Raw genomic sequence first — 17153 nt, forward strand, 5'->3', positions numbered from 1 at the left:
CCCAATCTGAAGTTACAACTGCGAAGGATGAAGCGATCACCGCAGCCAAGTCTGACATTGCGACAGTTAAAGACAATGCTGTGATAGCCGCGAAATCTGACATTACAACTGTGAAGGATGAAGCGATCACCGCAGCCAAGTCTGACATTGCGATAGTTAAAGACAATGCTGTGATAGCCGCGAAATCTGATATTACTACGGCTGCGAATAAAGCGATCACCGCAGCCAAGTCTGACATTGCGACAGTTAAAGACAGTGCAGTCACAATCGCCCAATCTGACATTACGATCGCTAAAGACAATGCTGTGATAGCCGCGAAATCTGACATTACTGCGGCTGTGAATGAAGCGATCACCGCAGCCCAATCTAGCATTACTAAGCCAAATCCGCCTCATAACACGGCACGCTTCAAACCCCTGCTTGATTTTCTCACAAAGCACAAATTCAAACTTTTACTCGGTGCGATTGCCCTGATTCCATCGCTGTTAATACTGCACAAAATCTCCGAACCAAAGCCGGCTCTTTCCCAAAAATCGATTTACGTGAATCCGATTACGGGTAAGGATACTAACGATGGCACACCGGCTGCCCCCTTTCAAACCTTACCTCACGCAATTAGGCAAGCTGAAACAGGGAGCAACATCTATCTGGTTGACGGAGACTATAAGGTTGATCAAGCACTTTCCATTCCTGCAAATACCACGGTTTCCATTCCTGCAAATACCACGATCGTTCCCAAACCGTTTAACGATATTGACGGTCATTGGGCCGGTCCATTTATCCGCGCTCTAGCCGCCAAAGAGCTGATTGCTGGTTATGGAGATGGTAGCTTTCAACCGGATGCTAATTTGACCCGTGCCGAATATGCCATCCTGCTGGCCAAAGTTTTTAATTTACCCAACATCCCTTCGGATACGAAATTTGTTGATGTTAATCCAAGCTTCTGGGCTTATCAAGCTATTCAAACAGCGTACAGTAAAGATTTTCTTAAAGGCTTTCCGAAGAGCACCTTTCAACCCAATGAAGATGTGCAACGGGTGCAAGTAATCGCAGCATTAGTCAGTGGCTTAAAGTTAACTCCTACAAACTCGGAGAATACGTTAAGCATCTATCAAGACAGCAAATTGATTCCGACCTGGGCTGCTCAGGTCGCCACGGCCACTTCCGAAAAACTGATCGTTAACTATCCCAATCCTCAAAAACTTAATCCGACCCAAAGTGCTACTCGGGCAGAAACGGCGGTCATGATGTATCAAGCACTGGTGAAACAAGGGAAGATGATTGCGATCGAGTCTCCCTACCTAATCAAGCCGTAACACACCGTTATACGAGAAACTGTCAGAAGTGAATACTCAAATTGAGTGTAGAAGCCCCTACTTGCTCAACTAGCTACTGCTGTTAAGAGGACGTTTGAGAAGTAGCAGATTATGCCAGCCGCCGTAGGAGTGTACGGAGAGAGGTAGTGTAGATGAACGCTTCCGACGTTTCAGGCAGATATTCGTAGTCTTTGCCCAGTCGTCGATATCGCCCAAGTCAGCCATACGTTCGCTCCACCACCCATCTGCGCTCAATGACTTTGAAACTGCGGTCAATCGGCGCAGGTTCCACACCTGGACCAACAATGCGACGATGGGACCCAGCATTCGGATGTTGCACGCGCTGCACCATCCAACCCAACTGCTCTTTGACCCAACTGACAAACGTGGTGCCACCATCGACCCACAGATATCGCAATCGAGGAAACTGCGCCCCAATGCCACTGAGCAGTTGTTTGGCACCTTCTTGATCTGCTGTGTTAGCTGCAAGTACCTTGACCTTCAGGACCAATCTTTGGGTATCGACCAACAGGTGACGCTTGCGCCCTTTGACTTTTTTACCCCCGTCATAACCGCGTTCTGTTCCGCCAGCTTTCGTCGTTTCGACCGATTGGGCATTGATGATTCCAGCACTAGGTGTTGCGGCTCGTCCCATGGCTTGACACACCTGCTCGCGAATGGTTTTGAGTAGAGTTTTCCACACACCCGCAATGCGCCAAGTGCGAAAGTAGTAATACACGGTTTGCCAGGGGGGAAACTCATGTGGCAGTAAGCGCCAAGCACAGCCAGAACGCTGAATATAGAAAACTGCATTTACAATTTCGCGCCTGTCTCTAAAACGTGGACGTCCACCGGGTTGAGATGATGGAATGAGTGGTTCAAGGATTATCCATTCAGCATCAGAGACATCAGTATCATAAGGTTTTCGATTCATCCTTACCATTCTAGCAAATGAGTATAATCTGCTACTTCTCAAACGTCCTCTTAGAACTACGGCAAAATCCCACGTTTAACAAGTTTTGGGAGGACTCAGTGAAGTTGCTAACCAGTTTATTGATGCCAGCGTCGGTGTGAAAATTCGCCAAAGTGTCGAGCAACTGGTGATTACTTCAGAGGCGCTGCGATCGACCCAGCCTGTGGAAGCACTCGTTTATGCGATCGCATTTTGTGAACTGGAGAACTACTTCAGCGACTTCTTACAACTGAAAGTAGATTTGGTCATGAAAGACGGGTTGAAACCTCACATTGGTGAACAAGTTCTTCAGGAGGTTATCTGCCTGTGACTCAACGTAATCTTCAATTCGTTCTCTAAAATTTCCTCCTTTAAGAAGTTCTCAAACCAAGCTGTGGTAAAGCTTTTAGAAATTGTCCAACCGTTTTATTACAGAAATAGGGCAAGAACCAGCTGAAAGCAGAGTAAATTGTCCAACCATTTTTTTCTGCTATTCAAAAATGGAACGAATTAATGAACTTTTCAGACGACCAAATTGTTCAACCGTTTTATTACTCTACATTATCGTCCCCAGGAGGAGATGCAGCACTACTTCACCTACACCAGTGGCGCTTTCCTGGAGCCTGGCTATGCCCCCTTGTTCTACAGCCGCACGGAACACCGTCTCATCACGCCTAGCAAGAGCGCAATTGCAGGAATTGGAGAGGGAATTGCAGGGCTGGTTGCCCAGCAGTTGTTTCGATGCCGCAAGCTGGCGCGTCCAAATCATGATTACCCCGATATTGTCATGCGAGGGCAGGGCAAAACCTATCTGGTGGAAGCCAAGGCAACGACAGGTTCTGTGGCCCAAATACAGCAGGTGATCGAAGACGAACTGATTCGTATGTCCGCCTACACCTCTGCTTGCTTTGAACTGGATTCCAGACCCGTAACCGGAATGGTTGTGGGAACCGCATTGCTGAGTGAAACGCAGTATCACTGTTCCATCACCGAGGTGAGTGTATGAGCGTCCAGGTATTGTCCCAGGAGCGGTTTATTCTGAACTGCGTGGCAGAGCAGGCTGGGTTTCTCATGGAGCAGGAGGGGGAGCCCTATAGTTTGGGGATTGAATTTGGGATTGCAGAGTTAGCGCGAGTCCTGATGCGGCAGCGGGCTCAGATGCAATGGGAACACGAGTCCGTCCTTTTGGAACAGGTGCTGGAAAGCGCCCAGGACAAGCTCGACCAATGGGGTGCTCAAACAGGGCTGAGCTTTGATTTCACCCCCTACTTGCCAGGCGTCCGAAAGGGGCTCAAGTTTGCGGCTAAAGAAGTGAGTGAATTGAGCAAACAGCTTGCGTTGTCTCGCCAGTCAGAACGAGTGGCCAATCGGGAGAAAATTACTGATGGGGCTGCGATTCCCTTGGAAATTGTGCAAGTTGGACTGCAAAATGCGATCGAGTCTTTGATCGTTGTTCCCTTGGCTGAGGAATTTGCGCTTGACCTGGAAGGCGTGAGACAGGTCTATGCAGTGCAGGGACAATGGTTTCCCTATCAAGTCTCGATAGAACCCTTCAGCCTGCTTCTGGACGATGATGGGACGATTCTAATAGCGACCGTGGGTGTATCAGACGCATTAATCGCGCAGGCTAAGGAGACTTTGTTGGTTCTAGCCGTACAGGTGTACCAACCCTCGTTGCAGGACTGAGGTTGAGCGAGGGCAAATAGCTGCTTGTCCCATCAAGCTACAAAATTGTTTGACTTTACAGATGTACTCACAGTTGAGCTTCTTTCCCAAGCCGTACCCAGACGAACTGCTCTACAGCATCCTGGCTCGCTATCACCTGCGCAGTGGTCATACCAGTCCAAAACTCGCAATGCAGGAGTTATTTGATTCCAGGAATGTGATCGCCACTGCTGACCTTCCCTGTAACTTAGAGTCTTTAGCTGCAAAGCTGGAATTAATTTCGCAGATGACCGTCGAGAAATTGATTCAGAACCATACGTTGTATCCCTTCTATGCTCCCTTTCTTCCGCAGGATCGATCGCAACAAATTCTTGAGGCAATGCGCTCTGAGAAAGGAGGAGGTATTCATAACCAGGTCGGGATTCGAGCTAGTTCGATCCGTGTCCCCAAGTACTTCCGATTTTGCCCGATGTGCAGCAGCGACGACCAAGCGAAGTACGGCGAGTTGTATTGGCATCGCATCCATCAAGCCCCAGGAGCTCTAGTTTGCCCTCATCATGCCGAAGTTCTTCAGGATAGTTCAGTCCCGCTTCAAGGCATGAACCGGCATGAATATATTGCTGCCGGGATTGATAACTGTTGCATCCATCCACCTGAAAAAATATTCGGCCAGCATGCCTTAAACGTCCTCAAGTGTTTGGCTCAGGTTGCCTATTTTTTACTAGAGAATGAGTTACCTTCCCAGGACTTGAACTGGTTTCGCAAGCAATACGTGTCTGTGCTGATTGAACGGGGATTGGCAACCGCGACAGGACGAGTGCATCAAGGCTCGTTGATCAAACAGTTTTTATCTGCCTATAACCAGGAAATTTTGCAGGCGTTAGATTCAACCGTTCATGGCCAGGATGATCAAAACTGGCTGTTCAGCATTGGCCGGAAGCACCGAAAAGTCTTTCATCCTATTCGGCATCTGTTGATGATTCGATTTTTGGGACTCTCCGTTGCAGAACTGTTAGGAGGCGATCACGGTTACAAGCCCTTTGGGGTAGGACCGTGGTTGTGCTTGAATGCTGCCGCAGAGCATTATCTAAAATCTGTTGTTACGGATCTGTCAATTAGCTTATGCGGCGACACAAAAAAGCCTGTGGGAACCTTTTCCTGCTCCTGTGGCTTTATCTACTGTCGGACTGGACCCGACCAGACCGAAGCGGATGCCTGTCGCATTGGTAAAATCAAAGCGGTGGGTCCGGTATGGCAGCAGAAATTGAGGCAACTGGTAGAAGTTGAACAACTGGGATTGCGAGAAACTGCCAAACAGCTTCAGGTTGATCCCAGAACGGTCAATCGCTATGTCCAACGGTTCGAACTTTCTCCAAAGTGGAGATCTCAGACCAAAATGCAGGAATCAGATTCCATAGAACTTCTCTGTGCTCAATCTGGTGAGTCTGATAGCCTAAGAACCCAACACCGGAATACGTGGAGCATCCTTCAGACCCAGTACCCCCACGCTTCCAAAACAGCCCTCCGCCGATTCGCTCCCAGCACCTATTCTTGGCTCTATCGGTACGATCGCGAATGGCTCAACCAGCATTCACCCCCAGTCCAGAAGTCTGTTTACATCAACAACCGAGTAGACTGGCAGCAACGGGACGAGCAAATTCTAGCTCAGGTGAAGGAAGCCGTACAGGGATTACTGGCAGAAGAGAAACCGATCCGAATTACCGTAAGCAGAGTAGCGAAGGTGATCGGTCAACTGGCACTGATCGAACAACATCTTGACCAGATGCCTATGATGCAGGCTTATTTGAATTCAGTGACAGAGAGCCTTGAGGATTACCAGATTCGACGGGTGAGGTGGGCAGCAAAAGTGCTCAATCAACGGGGTGAACGAGTTGAACCGTGGAAGGTAGTGAGGTTAGCAGGGTTAAAACCTGACTATTCGAAGAACGTGGCAAGCGAGATCGAAATTCAGATTTACGAGATGTACAGTGATTCTCTATCTGTTGGGGAACCAAACTAGTGGATCGTTCGGTTACATAGAAATCATGACATTACTGATTCCACAAATAGTGTTAGATGATGTAAATTTAATCTTTATAGCTCTAGATGTAGATTTAACAAACACTTGTCCGTAGATGCAAGCTAGTGAATGAGTCCTAATGCCAACCTGGAAACTGACCACTGAGTTTACTTTTGATGCTGCTCACTACATCCGGGACTACAACGGTCCGTGTGGGCGGATGCATGGGCATACCTATAAGGTTCGAATTGAGGCAACCTCTAATAAGCTCTATGCCTCCGAGTACTGTCCTCATCCTGTCATGGTTGCTGATTTCCGCACGCTCCGTTGGGCAAAGCAAGACCTACTCAAAGGAGGGCTCGACCATTCGGTTCTAAACGAAGTTCTGCCGGAAGGCTATGGAACCACTGCCGAGATGATTGCTCAATATATTTACGACAAGACGAAGAAGCAATTGCTGTCGGATGTGAAGTTGAAGGTTGCTGTGTCCGAAACGCCCAATTCTTGGGTTGAGTACGAGGACGACTAGGAGCGATCGTTATGACAAGCCTGATTCCCATTCCCTCAACCTCTAAAACAGCTTTGACAGTCCTGCCAGTGGTGGAAACCTTCCACTCGGTTCAGAGTGAGGGAGCCTGGACAGGCACGAACGCCTTTTTTATTCGACTAGCCGGATGTGACGTAGGCTGCCCCTACTGCGACACCAAGCATTCGTGGAATGCTCGTCGCCATCCTCAACGTCCTACTGCCGACCTAATTGCAGAAGCTAAAGCGGTCAATCTAGCGATCGTTGTCATTACGGGTGGCGAACCCCTGATGCATGACCTTTCCTCCCTCAGCAATGGGGGGTTAAGAGTCGCAGGACTGCGAGTGCATCTAGGAACCTCTGGAGCACACCCCTTCAGTGGCAGCTTCGACTGGATTACCTTCTGCCCTACAGTCCGAGCCTCCGCACGAAAGCATTTATCCACAGGTAAGTGAACTAAAGGTTGTAATTGCTAACCAGTCTGACTTGGTATGGGCGGAGGATTACGCGACCAAAATTCCAACCGATGCAGTCAGGCTTCTCCAACCAGAATGGGGTACATCTGATAGCTACTCACCCATCTTTGAGTACGTTCTCAGCCATCCAGAATGGCGGATCAGTTTACAAACCTACAAATTCACCAATATTCGATAAGAGTGAACCTATGAGTGCTTCCAAAGCCATTGTTTTATTGTCTGGTGGTCTGGATTCATCAACCTCTGCTGCTCAAGCGATCACCGATGGTTACGAATTGATTGCCCTGTCGCTCCACTACGGACAAAGGCACGATCGCGAACTCATTGCTGCTAAGCGGGTGGCTGAGCATTTGGGGATCAAGGAACATTTTGTGGTAGATGTGAATTTGGCGCAGTGGGGTGGTTCTGCTCTCACTGACCAGGCTATAGAACCCATTTGGGATCTAATCCTGAAATCACAAGCCTTGCAGCTAGCTGGTTTTCTTCATTTTTTGGCAGAAAACGGTTTTGCTAGGAAGGCTCTACCATTGATCGCAGAGTAACGGCTTCCTTCAAAGCCAAGTATCACGGGAAAAGATCCCAAATGGGTTTTATAGACGTGCCTACTAACGGTGCTAAACCTGGTGTCATTTCCATTACCTATGTACCAGGACGGAATACAGTCTTTCTGGCGATCGCTCTCTCCCTAGCAGAAGCCAAAGGAGCCGAAGCAATTTATCTGGGGATCAATGCAGTGGACTACTCCGGCTATCCTGACTGCCGACCAGAGTATCTGGACGCTGTTCAGCACCTTGCCACTCTCTCTTCCAAAGCTGGACTAGAAGGAAATGCTTCTAACCCTCATTTGTCACTCTGGCAGGAGCAAAAGCTGAAAGCATTGCTGCATCTCCGTTTTGCTCTTTTGTCATTTTCGAGCCCTCAAAATAGGAAACTCGCCCCAAGCCTAGGTTTCAGAATTCGCTTTAGCGAGAGTGACAAATGAGGGCTAAGCTCGTTGCTCCACTGGTGATGGATTCCAAAGTAGACATTGTGCAACGGGTATTATAATTGGGTTTACCCATTCAACTCACCTGGTCTTGTTATCAAGGAGAAGATGAACCCTGTGGGTTGTGCGACTCTTGCTGGATTCGCGATCGTGCCCTGATCGAAGCAGGCAGACCGGATTTAGCAACGCCGATCGGACGGGAGCTATATAACCAGGAATTAGAACCCTCCATTCCGGTTCCTAGTCATTTGGTCGCTATTTGTAAGGAGCTTTGATGCCCCACCCTAGTGTTCTTGTTGTTACATCCTGCACTGGAGAAAAATGTGCTAAGCCTGAGAATCAACTGACCCTAGCAGACTTCAAAGATCCTGAACATCTTCAGCGACGGGAAGCAGAATTGGCTGAGTTTCTTTGTACCGCTGGAAAAATGTACACAGGGATGCAGCACCTTCGACTGATGGAGGGTGTGCAACTGTTGCGCCAGGCTTTAGGGCAAGATGCAGTTGATGTCGCGATTTTGTCAGCAGGGTATGGGCTAATTGAGGAGAACTGGGCGATCGCGCCTTATGAGGTCACCTTCAATAACATGAGGGTAAATGAAGTAGATGATTGGGCACGATCCCTCGACTTGCATAGTACGTTTGAGAAAGCGATCACCCCTTATAACCTCATTTTCTTACTGCTAGGAGAGAACTATCTACGATCGCTGACACTGCCTGTCGAAACCAGACCAGACCAGACGTTAGTATTTTTGGCATCTAACAGTAGTACTCGATTTATCAGGACTTTAGCAGCGAAGACTTTTATATTGCCGTTGTCCAATACTGATGCAAAACGTTATCGCTATGGGTTGGTTGGGTTAAAGGGATTTCTGTTCAAACGATTTGCAGAAGCAGTCTGTAAGGACGCTGAATTATTAAAAACGGTTTATGAGGAGCCAACTGTCTTTCAGAAAGTGATCGACCAGCAGGAGACCCAGTTAGAGTTGACATTGGGGTTGTCCATCCCTTCGGCTAAAAAGGCTTCTAAACAAGTTATTAAGCCCCAAACGGAGGACTATTTAGCCATTCCTCCCTGCCCGCCAGCACCTAATGTTCACTTGGGAATGCAATATTACATTCCAGAGTGGGACGATCGCGTAGATCCAAACTATGGCTTTCTTACCGATACTCTCACGCCAGGTCGAGATCCCTATAATGACATCTATGCTCACGAGATTTATCCATCACCGAACTACGACGGAATTTTAGTCTCTAAAGTCGTGGTTGATGAGAGCAAAACAAAACGGGCACGGGTGGAAGCAGCAGGTGGAATCCACAATTTCATCCGGTTTCCGGGGCAAATCATGGGAGATTGTGGAGCATTTGGTTACATCAAGGAAGAAGTGCCCCCATACAATACCGATGAAATTTTAGAGTATTACGAAAATTTGGGATTTAACTATGGAGTGAGTATTGACCATCTGATTGTGGGTCCCTTTGCTCAACCAGGCGAACGGGAAAAACGGTACGAAATTACGCTGAAGAATGCTGAAGACTTTATCAAGAAGCATCGAGAATTAGGATATACGTTTACTCCAATGGGTGTGGCTCAAGGGTGGAACCCAGAGTCCTATGCCAATGCTGTGAAAGAAGTAATTGGCATGGGATATGACTATGTGGCACTAGGTGGATTAGCTCGTGCACAAACAAAGGAGATTGTACCAATCCTGAAGGCAATTTCTCCCCATCTCAAACCAAATGTGCGGTTGCATTTGTTTGGGGTTGCTCGGATTGAGGCAATTCCAGTATTTCGGCATTTGGGAGTTACGAGTTTTGACTCAGCAAGTCCACTGAGACAAGCATGGTTATCTGGTACAAAAAACTATCACACTCTATCGAGCAAAACTTTCATGGCTATCAGAGTCCCCCCAACAGAGCGAGGATTAAAAATAAAGCGTGCTCTTGAAAGTGGTTCTGTCGATTTAGAAACTTTTAAGAGATATGAACAAGAAGCACTGGACGCTTTAAGACAATTTGATGTAGGAACACTGGATTTGGAAACCACACTAAAAACAGTACTGACCTACAGCAAGCTGATCGAAGAGCAAGAAAACAAAACTGATTCAAAGAAGTCTATAGATCTTGAACCTTTCTATCTAGAAATACTTAAAGAAAAGCCTTGGAATTCATGTAAGTGCCTAATATGTCAAGAATTGGGCATTGAAACAGTCATTTTTAGAAATAACGATCGCAACCGTAGGCGAGGTTTTCACAATACCTATGTTTTCTATAAGCGGTTCAAAGCTCTTCTAGAAGAGAACCTTGACCAAGGTTCTGAACAACTGTCTAGACTAAAGCATCTTTCCGGTGTGCTTTGAGCAATTGAACATACTGGCAGATATTATGGAACCCTCTTCGAGTATTTCTTTCATGTCCTCTAAATAATAGAATTTGTTGTCCTAGACTCCGACAGAAATAGCAAGAGCAGTTGATTTCTATATCCCATTTCAACTTGTTTACATCAAATTCCCCTAATCCAACTCTTGTTGCTCGATAAGCATCATAATGTTTTCCGGTTACAAGAAAGTAATTATGCTTTTCACTCAGCCAAGCTTTACGTAACCAGGTTGATGAATCAAATGAAGTAATGCCTTTTTGGATATAGAACTCAAGAATTTTAGGATTTCCTGTTCCTAATACATGAATGTTTATCTTCTTGCCAAGTTGATGTGCTTCTTCTGAAACAGCATCTATTGCATCCCTGATTAAAGAGAGCTTCCGTTGACCCGCGATCGCCAAATAAGTAAACCCAAGTTTGAGCAAAGCTTTAGCACACGATCGATAGCTTGTGACATCCCAACCTTGTACAACCCCCCATAAAGTAAATGGATAATTATACCTTTCATGTAGCTCTAAACAGCGTTCAGCATTATTGATGGTTAGCGCTAATCTACTCTGCAATTCGTCGTCTGACAAACCTCCTGGACGCACCCAAGGAGAAGCAACCATATCAACGGTTAAACCATAGGTAAAATCTCCCTGAGCATAAAACTCTAAGACATCTTCACATGAAAATGGGGGGTGCTCATAATTTCGATAAGAATGCGCTCCAGAGTCTCCTAAAATTACTCCGGTAAAGCGAAGTTTTTGCCGAAGTAACTTGATTTGTCTCAGAGAAACAGCCATTCGAGACACAACAATTCCATCAATTAGATTAGGTAGTACTTCCCACAAATATGTCTTCGTCCATCCGGTCATCCTACCCATATCAAATGAAGTGTTCCACTCCTTCCAAATATAGTCAGATGGCCACCATGGAAGAAAATATAAAGGCTTCAAATTAATGTCCAAATGTCTCTGCTTATATTTTTCTCATATTCTTTGACGCTACTACCACCTAAAACATCAGGCTTTATGACTCCAGCATGTTGGAGAATTCTTTTGTATTGAAAGAACATCCTACCCCGATAATTTCTAGGCTCAGTTTTATCCCAATCAATATGTCCATTACTATCGATTAATGATTCCAGAGCCTCTGGTTTAAGGAAGAAAATAGGTGCTCTAGCATGATCTAGCCCATCACAGACTACTGCCAGCTCAGAAAAGGTAGTTGAAAAGTTTGGAAATTTTTTCAGCCCCTCTATTACTAGATTGAGTATTGGCTCTTGAAGAAGCAATAAGCGAAGACAGGCAGCCGCTTGAGGTTTATACTCAAATAGATAGTACTTTCTTCTCTTACCTCCAGCCTTTTCATGTACATCTATCCATTCATCTAAATTTGTTCTTAGAATATCTTTAATAGCTTCACCAATAGGTGTTAACTTAATTAAATTTCCCGAACGATTGACGATTCCTAATTTCCTTGCTCCTGCTAAGGTCGCTTTCCAACCATCTTTATTTTTGCCTTCGGGTATAGGGTAATTTTCTAGAAGCTTAGAAATTCCACTTATTTCATATTCAATATGTGGCTCTAATATTACTGACCAGACCATATAATGAGTGGGAGCATTATACTGAAAAGTTTGCTGTTCTGTAATCTGAATAACCGTTTCCATCTGCCGTGCGATACTTTGGAAGATTTTCCGAAACGGCATCTGTGCTTCTGGAAAATTTAAAATTTTTACATCCTCGCTCACTGCAATAACTCCTATATTTTTACGGCGAGCGAATTGCAGTAAGTTTTCTCCTAAACCATTTACTACTGTAGCTAAAAATGAATAGTGGAATCCTGACTGATATAGCTCAGCTTGTGCTAGCCCCCTTACTAACTCACTAGTACCGACAGCCCCTTTAGCCTCTAGAGCAAATATCGACTCACCATCATCTAATTGACCCACTAAATCTGGATGAAGTACAAAGTCTCCCATGTTTAATGTGAATCTTTGGAACGGTTGAAGTTTTTGATTCTTCAACAAGGTATGATGCGCATCAGTATAAAGACGAACTATAGACTGCCCGTTTAATCCTTGCGCCTTAAGAAAACTATGTGTTTTTAGAAGAACATCCTCTTCCCTCATATATGTATAACAGGAACGATGTGTAATTTTCTCTTGCTATGGTACATTTCGCTACCTGACATATTGTGGCACGCCATACTAGTCTGTCTTGTCGATGAAAGGGAATTTTTTCCTGTTTTAGCTATGGATTGGTTTGGTTTATTAAGAAAAGCTAAGGAGATAGATGGTGAATTTGGGATTCTGGCTCCTCTTTCATCTTGTTCAAAAAACTTTCTTAGAAGTGTCCGCGACACAGGGAAGCCCTTTTTCTTAGACAGTGATGTTTTTGAGAAGAGAGGCTCTACCTGGTATGTGGAAAATTACGCAGAATACAAAAATGGGCGTTGGGTGCATGGAGAAGCTTTAGCTGGCAGAGAAAAATTGATGCAGAACATTAAGAACTTTTTTGCTCAGTGCATAGAAGTCTCCCCTGATTATGTTCTTGCTCCTGATGTATTTGGTGAACCTTTACTATCTTTACACTTAGCCCGTCTGGCATGGCAGGAATACTCTCAGAGACCTAGAGAATTCAAGCTAATTGGAGTAGTGCAGGTGGGTGATGCCCTCTATAAGTGGCAAAACCGTCAACCCATTCCTCAGAAAGATGCACTGCCTCCTCACTACAACTCCCCTCGAAGCTTTTTATCATCGCTCATCAGTGAATATCGCAACATCGGCTACCAATACATTGCCCTTGGTGGCCTGCTCAAGTCAGATCCCAGTATGCCAACCGGCTTAAAATTTGGGCTTTCTAATGAGCAACTTGACGATCTCCTCACTTGGAGCCGTCCCGACCTCGTACTGGGAGGACTGGCCCTCACTCGCCTTGAAGTACTTAAAAAGCATAACGTTTGGGCAGATTCAACTAACTGGCTTTGGTGGGATGCCCGCTACGACTACCAAAGATTTGGACATCGAAATGCTCTTCAGGAGGTCGTTAGCTCTTCAATTAGTTAGTTGATTACTAGTTATACTCAAGCTTATCTACAAGTAGGGGATGGTGGTATGTTTATATCTTTAACTGTGCTAAAAGCTCATGTGAAAGTCTCTCTAACTGAGGATCAGACAGCCAAGCACTAGTGGGGAGTGCCATTTCCTGGATAAAGGGTGAAGCTGCCATACGTTGTCCCTGAACTCTACCACTCTCAAAAAGTAAAAGATTATTCTTAGTGCGTGTAACAGTAACGTAAAATAAGCGGCGTTCTTCTTCTAGCCGTCCTTCTTCTTGAGACTTCTTATTAGGCCAAATACCATCATTAACATCGAGAACAATAACTGTGTCGAATTCCCTACCCTTAGTTCGAAGAGCAGTCATAAGTTCGATTTTAGCGCCGCGAGGATCAGCACCAGCAGCTCTCTCAATTGCACGATCTATGTCACTTAAAAATGCATCAAAATCATTGTCGTAGTTAACAGCTAAATCAGCAAGATGACTAAACGGAGGATCAGAGTAAAAAATATCTTCCTTTGATTTCACAAAATCTTTCTGAAATCCCTTGAACACATCGCCAGCTCGGTACAAGGATGCCACAACAGAAGTACTTTCAAGAAAGAATATTAAATCAGAAGTAACTTCTTTTGGTTGAACAAATCCTCTCTTAAACTTTCCAGGATATTCACTAAACTTTATTACTGCTTCTTGAAGTGTCTTAGGCTTCTTCTCGCTTAACCATTTATGGATTTCTTGATTTTCCTGTTTGCTTACGGGTGTTTTCTTAATTCTATTTAGTAACGCCAAAAGATCTTCAACATTTTTTGAGGTTTGTCTAGCTTGAGTGTATATTTTAGGAAACTCCATAAACTTTCGGAAATCTTGAAAAGCTTTGCCGCCAAAGACGTTTAGATCAGTATCGATCGCGAATTTTGTACCCCGTCGAGTTAACAAAATTTGTATAGGTATGAGTTGGCATTTCTTGCGTCCGACAATAGCTACTGTGTGTTGAGGGTGTTTGTCAGCTAAAAAAGCGGCAAGTTCATCAACAACATTCATAGTCATGTAAGCTGCTGGCAGAGGAATAATACGAATGTCGGCATCATCCTCACGCATAGGTACTGTGTCTTTTTCAATTCGATCTTGATTAGTATTAATGAGATGCTTTGAGTGAATTACGATATTGTGGGGACACCGATAGTTTCGTTTGAGTAACACAGTTTCAAATTCTTGGTCTCCTAAGACTGACTCGAAAAAGAGATCCGGACGCTGAATGAATAACGAAGTACAACCGCGCCATTCGTAGATGCATTGATCGTCATCTCCTACAATAATCAGTGAAGCTTCTGTAACCAGGGCAATTTGCGAAATAAGAAAAAGATCTAGGATATTAATATCTTGGAACTCATCAACTAAAATGTGGGAAAATCTTTTGCCACATAGCCATTGTTGTGTGCCACCGTGATTTGCAAGCCTATTTAGTGCCCAATATTTTTGATCATCAAGCGTGATTAAATTTGATTTCCAAAGCTTCTCAGTTAGCTTCTTCCAAAAGGGAAACCATGTGCTAGTGAATGCAGTCTTGGGGCTATCTTCAATTCCAATTTCTGCCATCAGATTTTGCAGAAGTGGCACCATATCGAGTGCTTCTACAAAACTGTACTGTTCCTGAGCCTCGCTCCTATCAGCTAGGTGATCAAAGCCAAGGCTTTTCGTCATATCAGCAAGTTCTAATATTGGAGCATAGAACTGAGGTTGAGTCTCACCCCCCCAAATAGAACTTTCAGGCATGAGTTTCTTTATTACTCCGTAAGCAACTCCAATAATTTTGTTGCTTGGGGAAACAACTTTTAAAGATTCATTTGTAACTTTAAGCGTGTCGTAACCAAAAGCATTCAAAGTTGATACTTGTAAACGATTTGCCAAAGAGGTATGTAGTTTACTAGCCCGCTCTCGAAACTCATTCGCGGCTGCATTTGTGAAGGTTAGACAAAGAACACGAGAATTGTCGTTGGCATCGAGAACGTTAATCGCTTTAGCAATTAGAGTGCGTGTTTTGCCAGAGCCAGCAGGTGCAACTACGCGCATGAACCTGGCTTGTGAATCAACCACGCGCTGTTGAAAACTATCTAACCTAAATTCTGGTAGGATCCGTTCCCTTCGCTCGGCTATAAGCGTCTTTGAGATTCTTGTAATGCAAGCTCTGGCAAGTTTACGAACATCAGTAGCTTCAGGCATCACAATATTCCTAGCAAAACACTTTACTAGTAGAATTCCCTTTATCAGGTGTGAGATAACAGATCCCAGTAGCAAAAATAAGGAATCTTTCTAGTTGCGATTAGGCTAACAAGTGGAGGAAAGTGGAATGATGCCTACAAATTCACGAAGTACACGATGACAAGCATCAATAGTAGTTCTCGTGTTAGGCAAAATTGGGTTGCCCTGTGCCCCTACCTGCGTCACTCCTCGCTCTAACCAGAAATTGTTCTCGCGTCGCCAGTCTATCTCACCTAGTTTCACTAACCACTTGTGCAGATCTTCCCCTGAAACTCCCTCCAGATACAAATCCCGTGCCAATAAGCCTAATGCCTGAAATACGATAGCACTCACAGCTACCGACTGCTCACGCTGACGTTTGCGCTCCTGCACACTTGTTAGTGCCCAGAGTTCATTGAAGAAGTTGCTTCCTGCAGCGATCCAGAATGCTACAGCCCAGTCGGTACGTTCTTCTAAATCCTTTTTTGACCGTAAGTTTGGAAACATATGCTGTGTTGCCATAACTAATGTAGACAGGGTCATTAGCTTGGGATTGTGCTGACCTAACCCGTTTTCAATGGTTTCGACGTTGCCCTGAAACTGAGCAACTCGCTCCATTAAGCTCTTCGCAATTAGGACACTAGGCGATCGCTTGTCGAACAAATAGGCTAAAGAGGTTCCTGGCCTTTGTGCTAGTAAGTTTTGATCCCGGAATGCCTGACGCTCCAAGTCAAGACGTAGCCCAGAGTAGAGTAAAGCACCCAACTCCAGGTTTGAGAGCATTCCAAGGTTCATGAGATCTTGGGTTTGAATGTCCTGGATGGCTTGGCGTATGCCAAAGCAACGGTGTTGCCCGTCAGTCAAGCGCAACGTTACTGAGTGATAAGGCAAGTAGACGTTTCCGTTTCGATAGGTTGGCGGTGGTTGTACGTTGACGCAGATTGGAGGGAAGAAGGTTGTGCCTTCCCTGTAGGTTTCCAGGATGTATTGGGCGATCGCTTTAATCCGAACAGGATTCGGTTTCCGTTGAGCAAAGTCAGGTAGGTCAGGTTGGTTCGGCACGTACAGCCGTCCATCATCTAGTAACCGAGCAATGTCACCAAATGTAAAGCTCGCTACGTAACTGATTTGATTCCCTTCGGGACCGCGTCGAACTGCTACAGCGGGGAGTACAAGCTCCATGCAATTTTCCTCTCAAAGTAAAATACTATATTTCCAAACCTGTATGCTTGCATACATGGTAGCAAAGCTTTTGTCAAGACGAATAAAATGCGGAAGTCCCTAACTCAGGTAACTTCCCCTTGCCATCAACAGTCCGTGTGCCGGATGACCTTTATGAAACATTACGCAAAATTAGGCTGCCTCTGGAACAGCAGTATCAAAGTGCTGCTCCCACGACCCAAGACATGGTCAACGTTGCTCTAAAACGCTTCATTAGGGACTGGGAGGAGCTTGATAAGCAATCTGAATTACTAGATGAGTTATTAGAGCACCGAAAGAAATCTCGTAAACGAATGGGTAGACGAGAGATTAGTTAGAGCAAAGCCAA

17 protein-coding genes and 1 pseudogene are annotated in these 17153 nt (G+C 45.2%); 13 read left to right on the top strand and 5 right to left on the bottom strand.

The window, feature by feature from the left end; genetic code table 11:
* The coding region (locus tag AC5I6P_RS28850; RefSeq protein WP_495697229.1) for an S-layer homology domain-containing protein at positions 1–1316 on the top strand (1316 nt) is incomplete at its 5' end.
* A gap of 109 nt (positions 1317–1425) precedes the next feature.
* On the opposite strand, the pseudogene AC5I6P_RS28855 reads toward AC5I6P_RS28850, so the two are convergent.
* Positions 1426–2259: pseudogene (locus AC5I6P_RS28855) on the bottom strand (IS5 family transposase).
* Between the two features lie 76 nt (positions 2260–2335).
* Here AC5I6P_RS28855 and AC5I6P_RS28860 point away from each other — a divergent pair.
* The 10 genes from AC5I6P_RS28860 to dpdA all read left to right on the top strand — a co-directional run bounded on the left by AC5I6P_RS28860 (position 2336) and on the right by dpdA (position 10299).
* Entirely contained in the window at positions 2336–2599 is a 264-nt protein-coding gene (locus AC5I6P_RS28860; protein ID WP_495697230.1) for a hypothetical protein, read from the top strand.
* A 249-nt stretch (positions 2600–2848) separates the two neighbouring features.
* Positions 2849–3274 carry a hypothetical protein gene (locus AC5I6P_RS28865; protein WP_495697231.1) on the top strand — a complete coding sequence of 142 codons (426 nt, stop codon included), beginning with the start codon at positions 2849–2851 and terminating at the stop codon, positions 3272–3274.
* Positions 3271–3954, top strand: a complete 684-nt coding sequence (locus tag AC5I6P_RS28870) for a hypothetical protein (protein WP_495697232.1) — start codon at positions 3271–3273, stop codon at positions 3952–3954. Before AC5I6P_RS28865 ends, AC5I6P_RS28870 begins: the two co-directional genes overlap by 4 nt.
* Positions 3955–4015: 61 nt before the next feature.
* Positions 4016–5953, top strand: a complete 1938-nt coding sequence (locus tag AC5I6P_RS28875) for a TnsD family transposase (RefSeq protein WP_495697233.1) — start codon at positions 4016–4018, stop codon at positions 5951–5953.
* Between the two features lie 139 nt (positions 5954–6092).
* The gene (locus tag AC5I6P_RS28880) at positions 6093–6482 is read left to right on the top strand and encodes a 6-pyruvoyl trahydropterin synthase family protein (RefSeq protein ID WP_495697234.1); all 390 of its coding nucleotides are present in this window, start codon (positions 6093–6095) and stop codon (positions 6480–6482) included.
* An 11-nt stretch (positions 6483–6493) separates the two neighbouring features.
* Entirely contained in the window at positions 6494–6934 is a 441-nt protein-coding gene (locus tag AC5I6P_RS28885; protein ID WP_495697235.1) for a 7-carboxy-7-deazaguanine synthase QueE, read from the top strand.
* Between the two features lie 209 nt (positions 6935–7143).
* Positions 7144–7497 carry a 7-cyano-7-deazaguanine synthase gene (locus tag AC5I6P_RS28890; RefSeq protein WP_495697236.1) on the top strand — a complete coding sequence of 118 codons (354 nt, stop codon included), beginning with the start codon at positions 7144–7146 and terminating at the stop codon, positions 7495–7497.
* 41 nt (positions 7498–7538) lie between these two features.
* On the top strand, positions 7539–7937 hold the full coding sequence (locus AC5I6P_RS28895) for a 7-cyano-7-deazaguanine synthase (RefSeq protein ID WP_495697237.1): 399 nt from the start codon (positions 7539–7541) through the stop codon (positions 7935–7937).
* A 65-nt stretch (positions 7938–8002) separates the two neighbouring features.
* The gene (locus tag AC5I6P_RS28900) at positions 8003–8215 is read left to right on the top strand and encodes a 7-cyano-7-deazaguanine synthase (protein ID WP_495697238.1); all 213 of its coding nucleotides are present in this window, start codon (positions 8003–8005) and stop codon (positions 8213–8215) included.
* Positions 8215–10299: a tRNA-guanine transglycosylase DpdA gene (gene dpdA / locus AC5I6P_RS28905; protein WP_495697239.1), complete on the top strand. Its 2085-nt coding sequence runs from the start codon at positions 8215–8217 to the stop codon at positions 10297–10299. Before AC5I6P_RS28900 ends, dpdA begins: the two co-directional genes overlap by 1 nt.
* Here the strand turns inward: dpdA and AC5I6P_RS28910 are convergent.
* Both AC5I6P_RS28910 and AC5I6P_RS28915 read right to left on the bottom strand, forming a co-directional pair.
* Positions 10268–11107, bottom strand: a complete 840-nt coding sequence (locus AC5I6P_RS28910; protein ID WP_495697240.1) for a tRNA-guanine transglycosylase — start codon at positions 11105–11107, stop codon at positions 10268–10270. The genes dpdA and AC5I6P_RS28910 overlap by 32 nt on opposite strands.
* A gap of 149 nt (positions 11108–11256) precedes the next feature.
* The gene (locus tag AC5I6P_RS28915; RefSeq protein WP_495697241.1) at positions 11257–12438 is read right to left on the bottom strand and encodes a hypothetical protein; all 1182 of its coding nucleotides are present in this window, start codon (positions 12436–12438) and stop codon (positions 11257–11259) included.
* Between the two features lie 18 nt (positions 12439–12456).
* On the opposite strand from AC5I6P_RS28915, the gene AC5I6P_RS28920 reads away from it, so the two are divergent.
* Entirely contained in the window at positions 12457–13374 is a 918-nt protein-coding gene (locus AC5I6P_RS28920; protein ID WP_495697242.1) for a hypothetical protein, read from the top strand.
* 52 nt (positions 13375–13426) lie between these two features.
* On the opposite strand, the gene AC5I6P_RS28925 is transcribed toward AC5I6P_RS28920, so the two are convergent.
* Positions 13427–15586, bottom strand: a complete 2160-nt coding sequence (locus AC5I6P_RS28925) for a UvrD-helicase domain-containing protein (protein ID WP_495697243.1) — start codon at positions 15584–15586, stop codon at positions 13427–13429.
* A gap of 105 nt (positions 15587–15691) precedes the next feature.
* Complete coding sequence (locus AC5I6P_RS28930) at positions 15692–16786, bottom strand: DNA sulfur modification protein DndB (RefSeq protein WP_495697244.1); 1095 nt, start codon at positions 16784–16786, stop codon at positions 15692–15694.
* Between the two features lie 119 nt (positions 16787–16905).
* Between AC5I6P_RS28930 and AC5I6P_RS28935 the strand changes: the two genes are divergently transcribed.
* Positions 16906–17142 (top strand): hypothetical protein, encoded by a 237-nt coding sequence (locus AC5I6P_RS28935; RefSeq protein WP_495697245.1) that lies wholly within the window; start codon positions 16906–16908, stop codon positions 17140–17142.
* Positions 17143–17153: the final 11 nt, after the last annotated feature.

The sequence above is a fragment of the Myxacorys sp. genome (assembly GCF_059501405.1).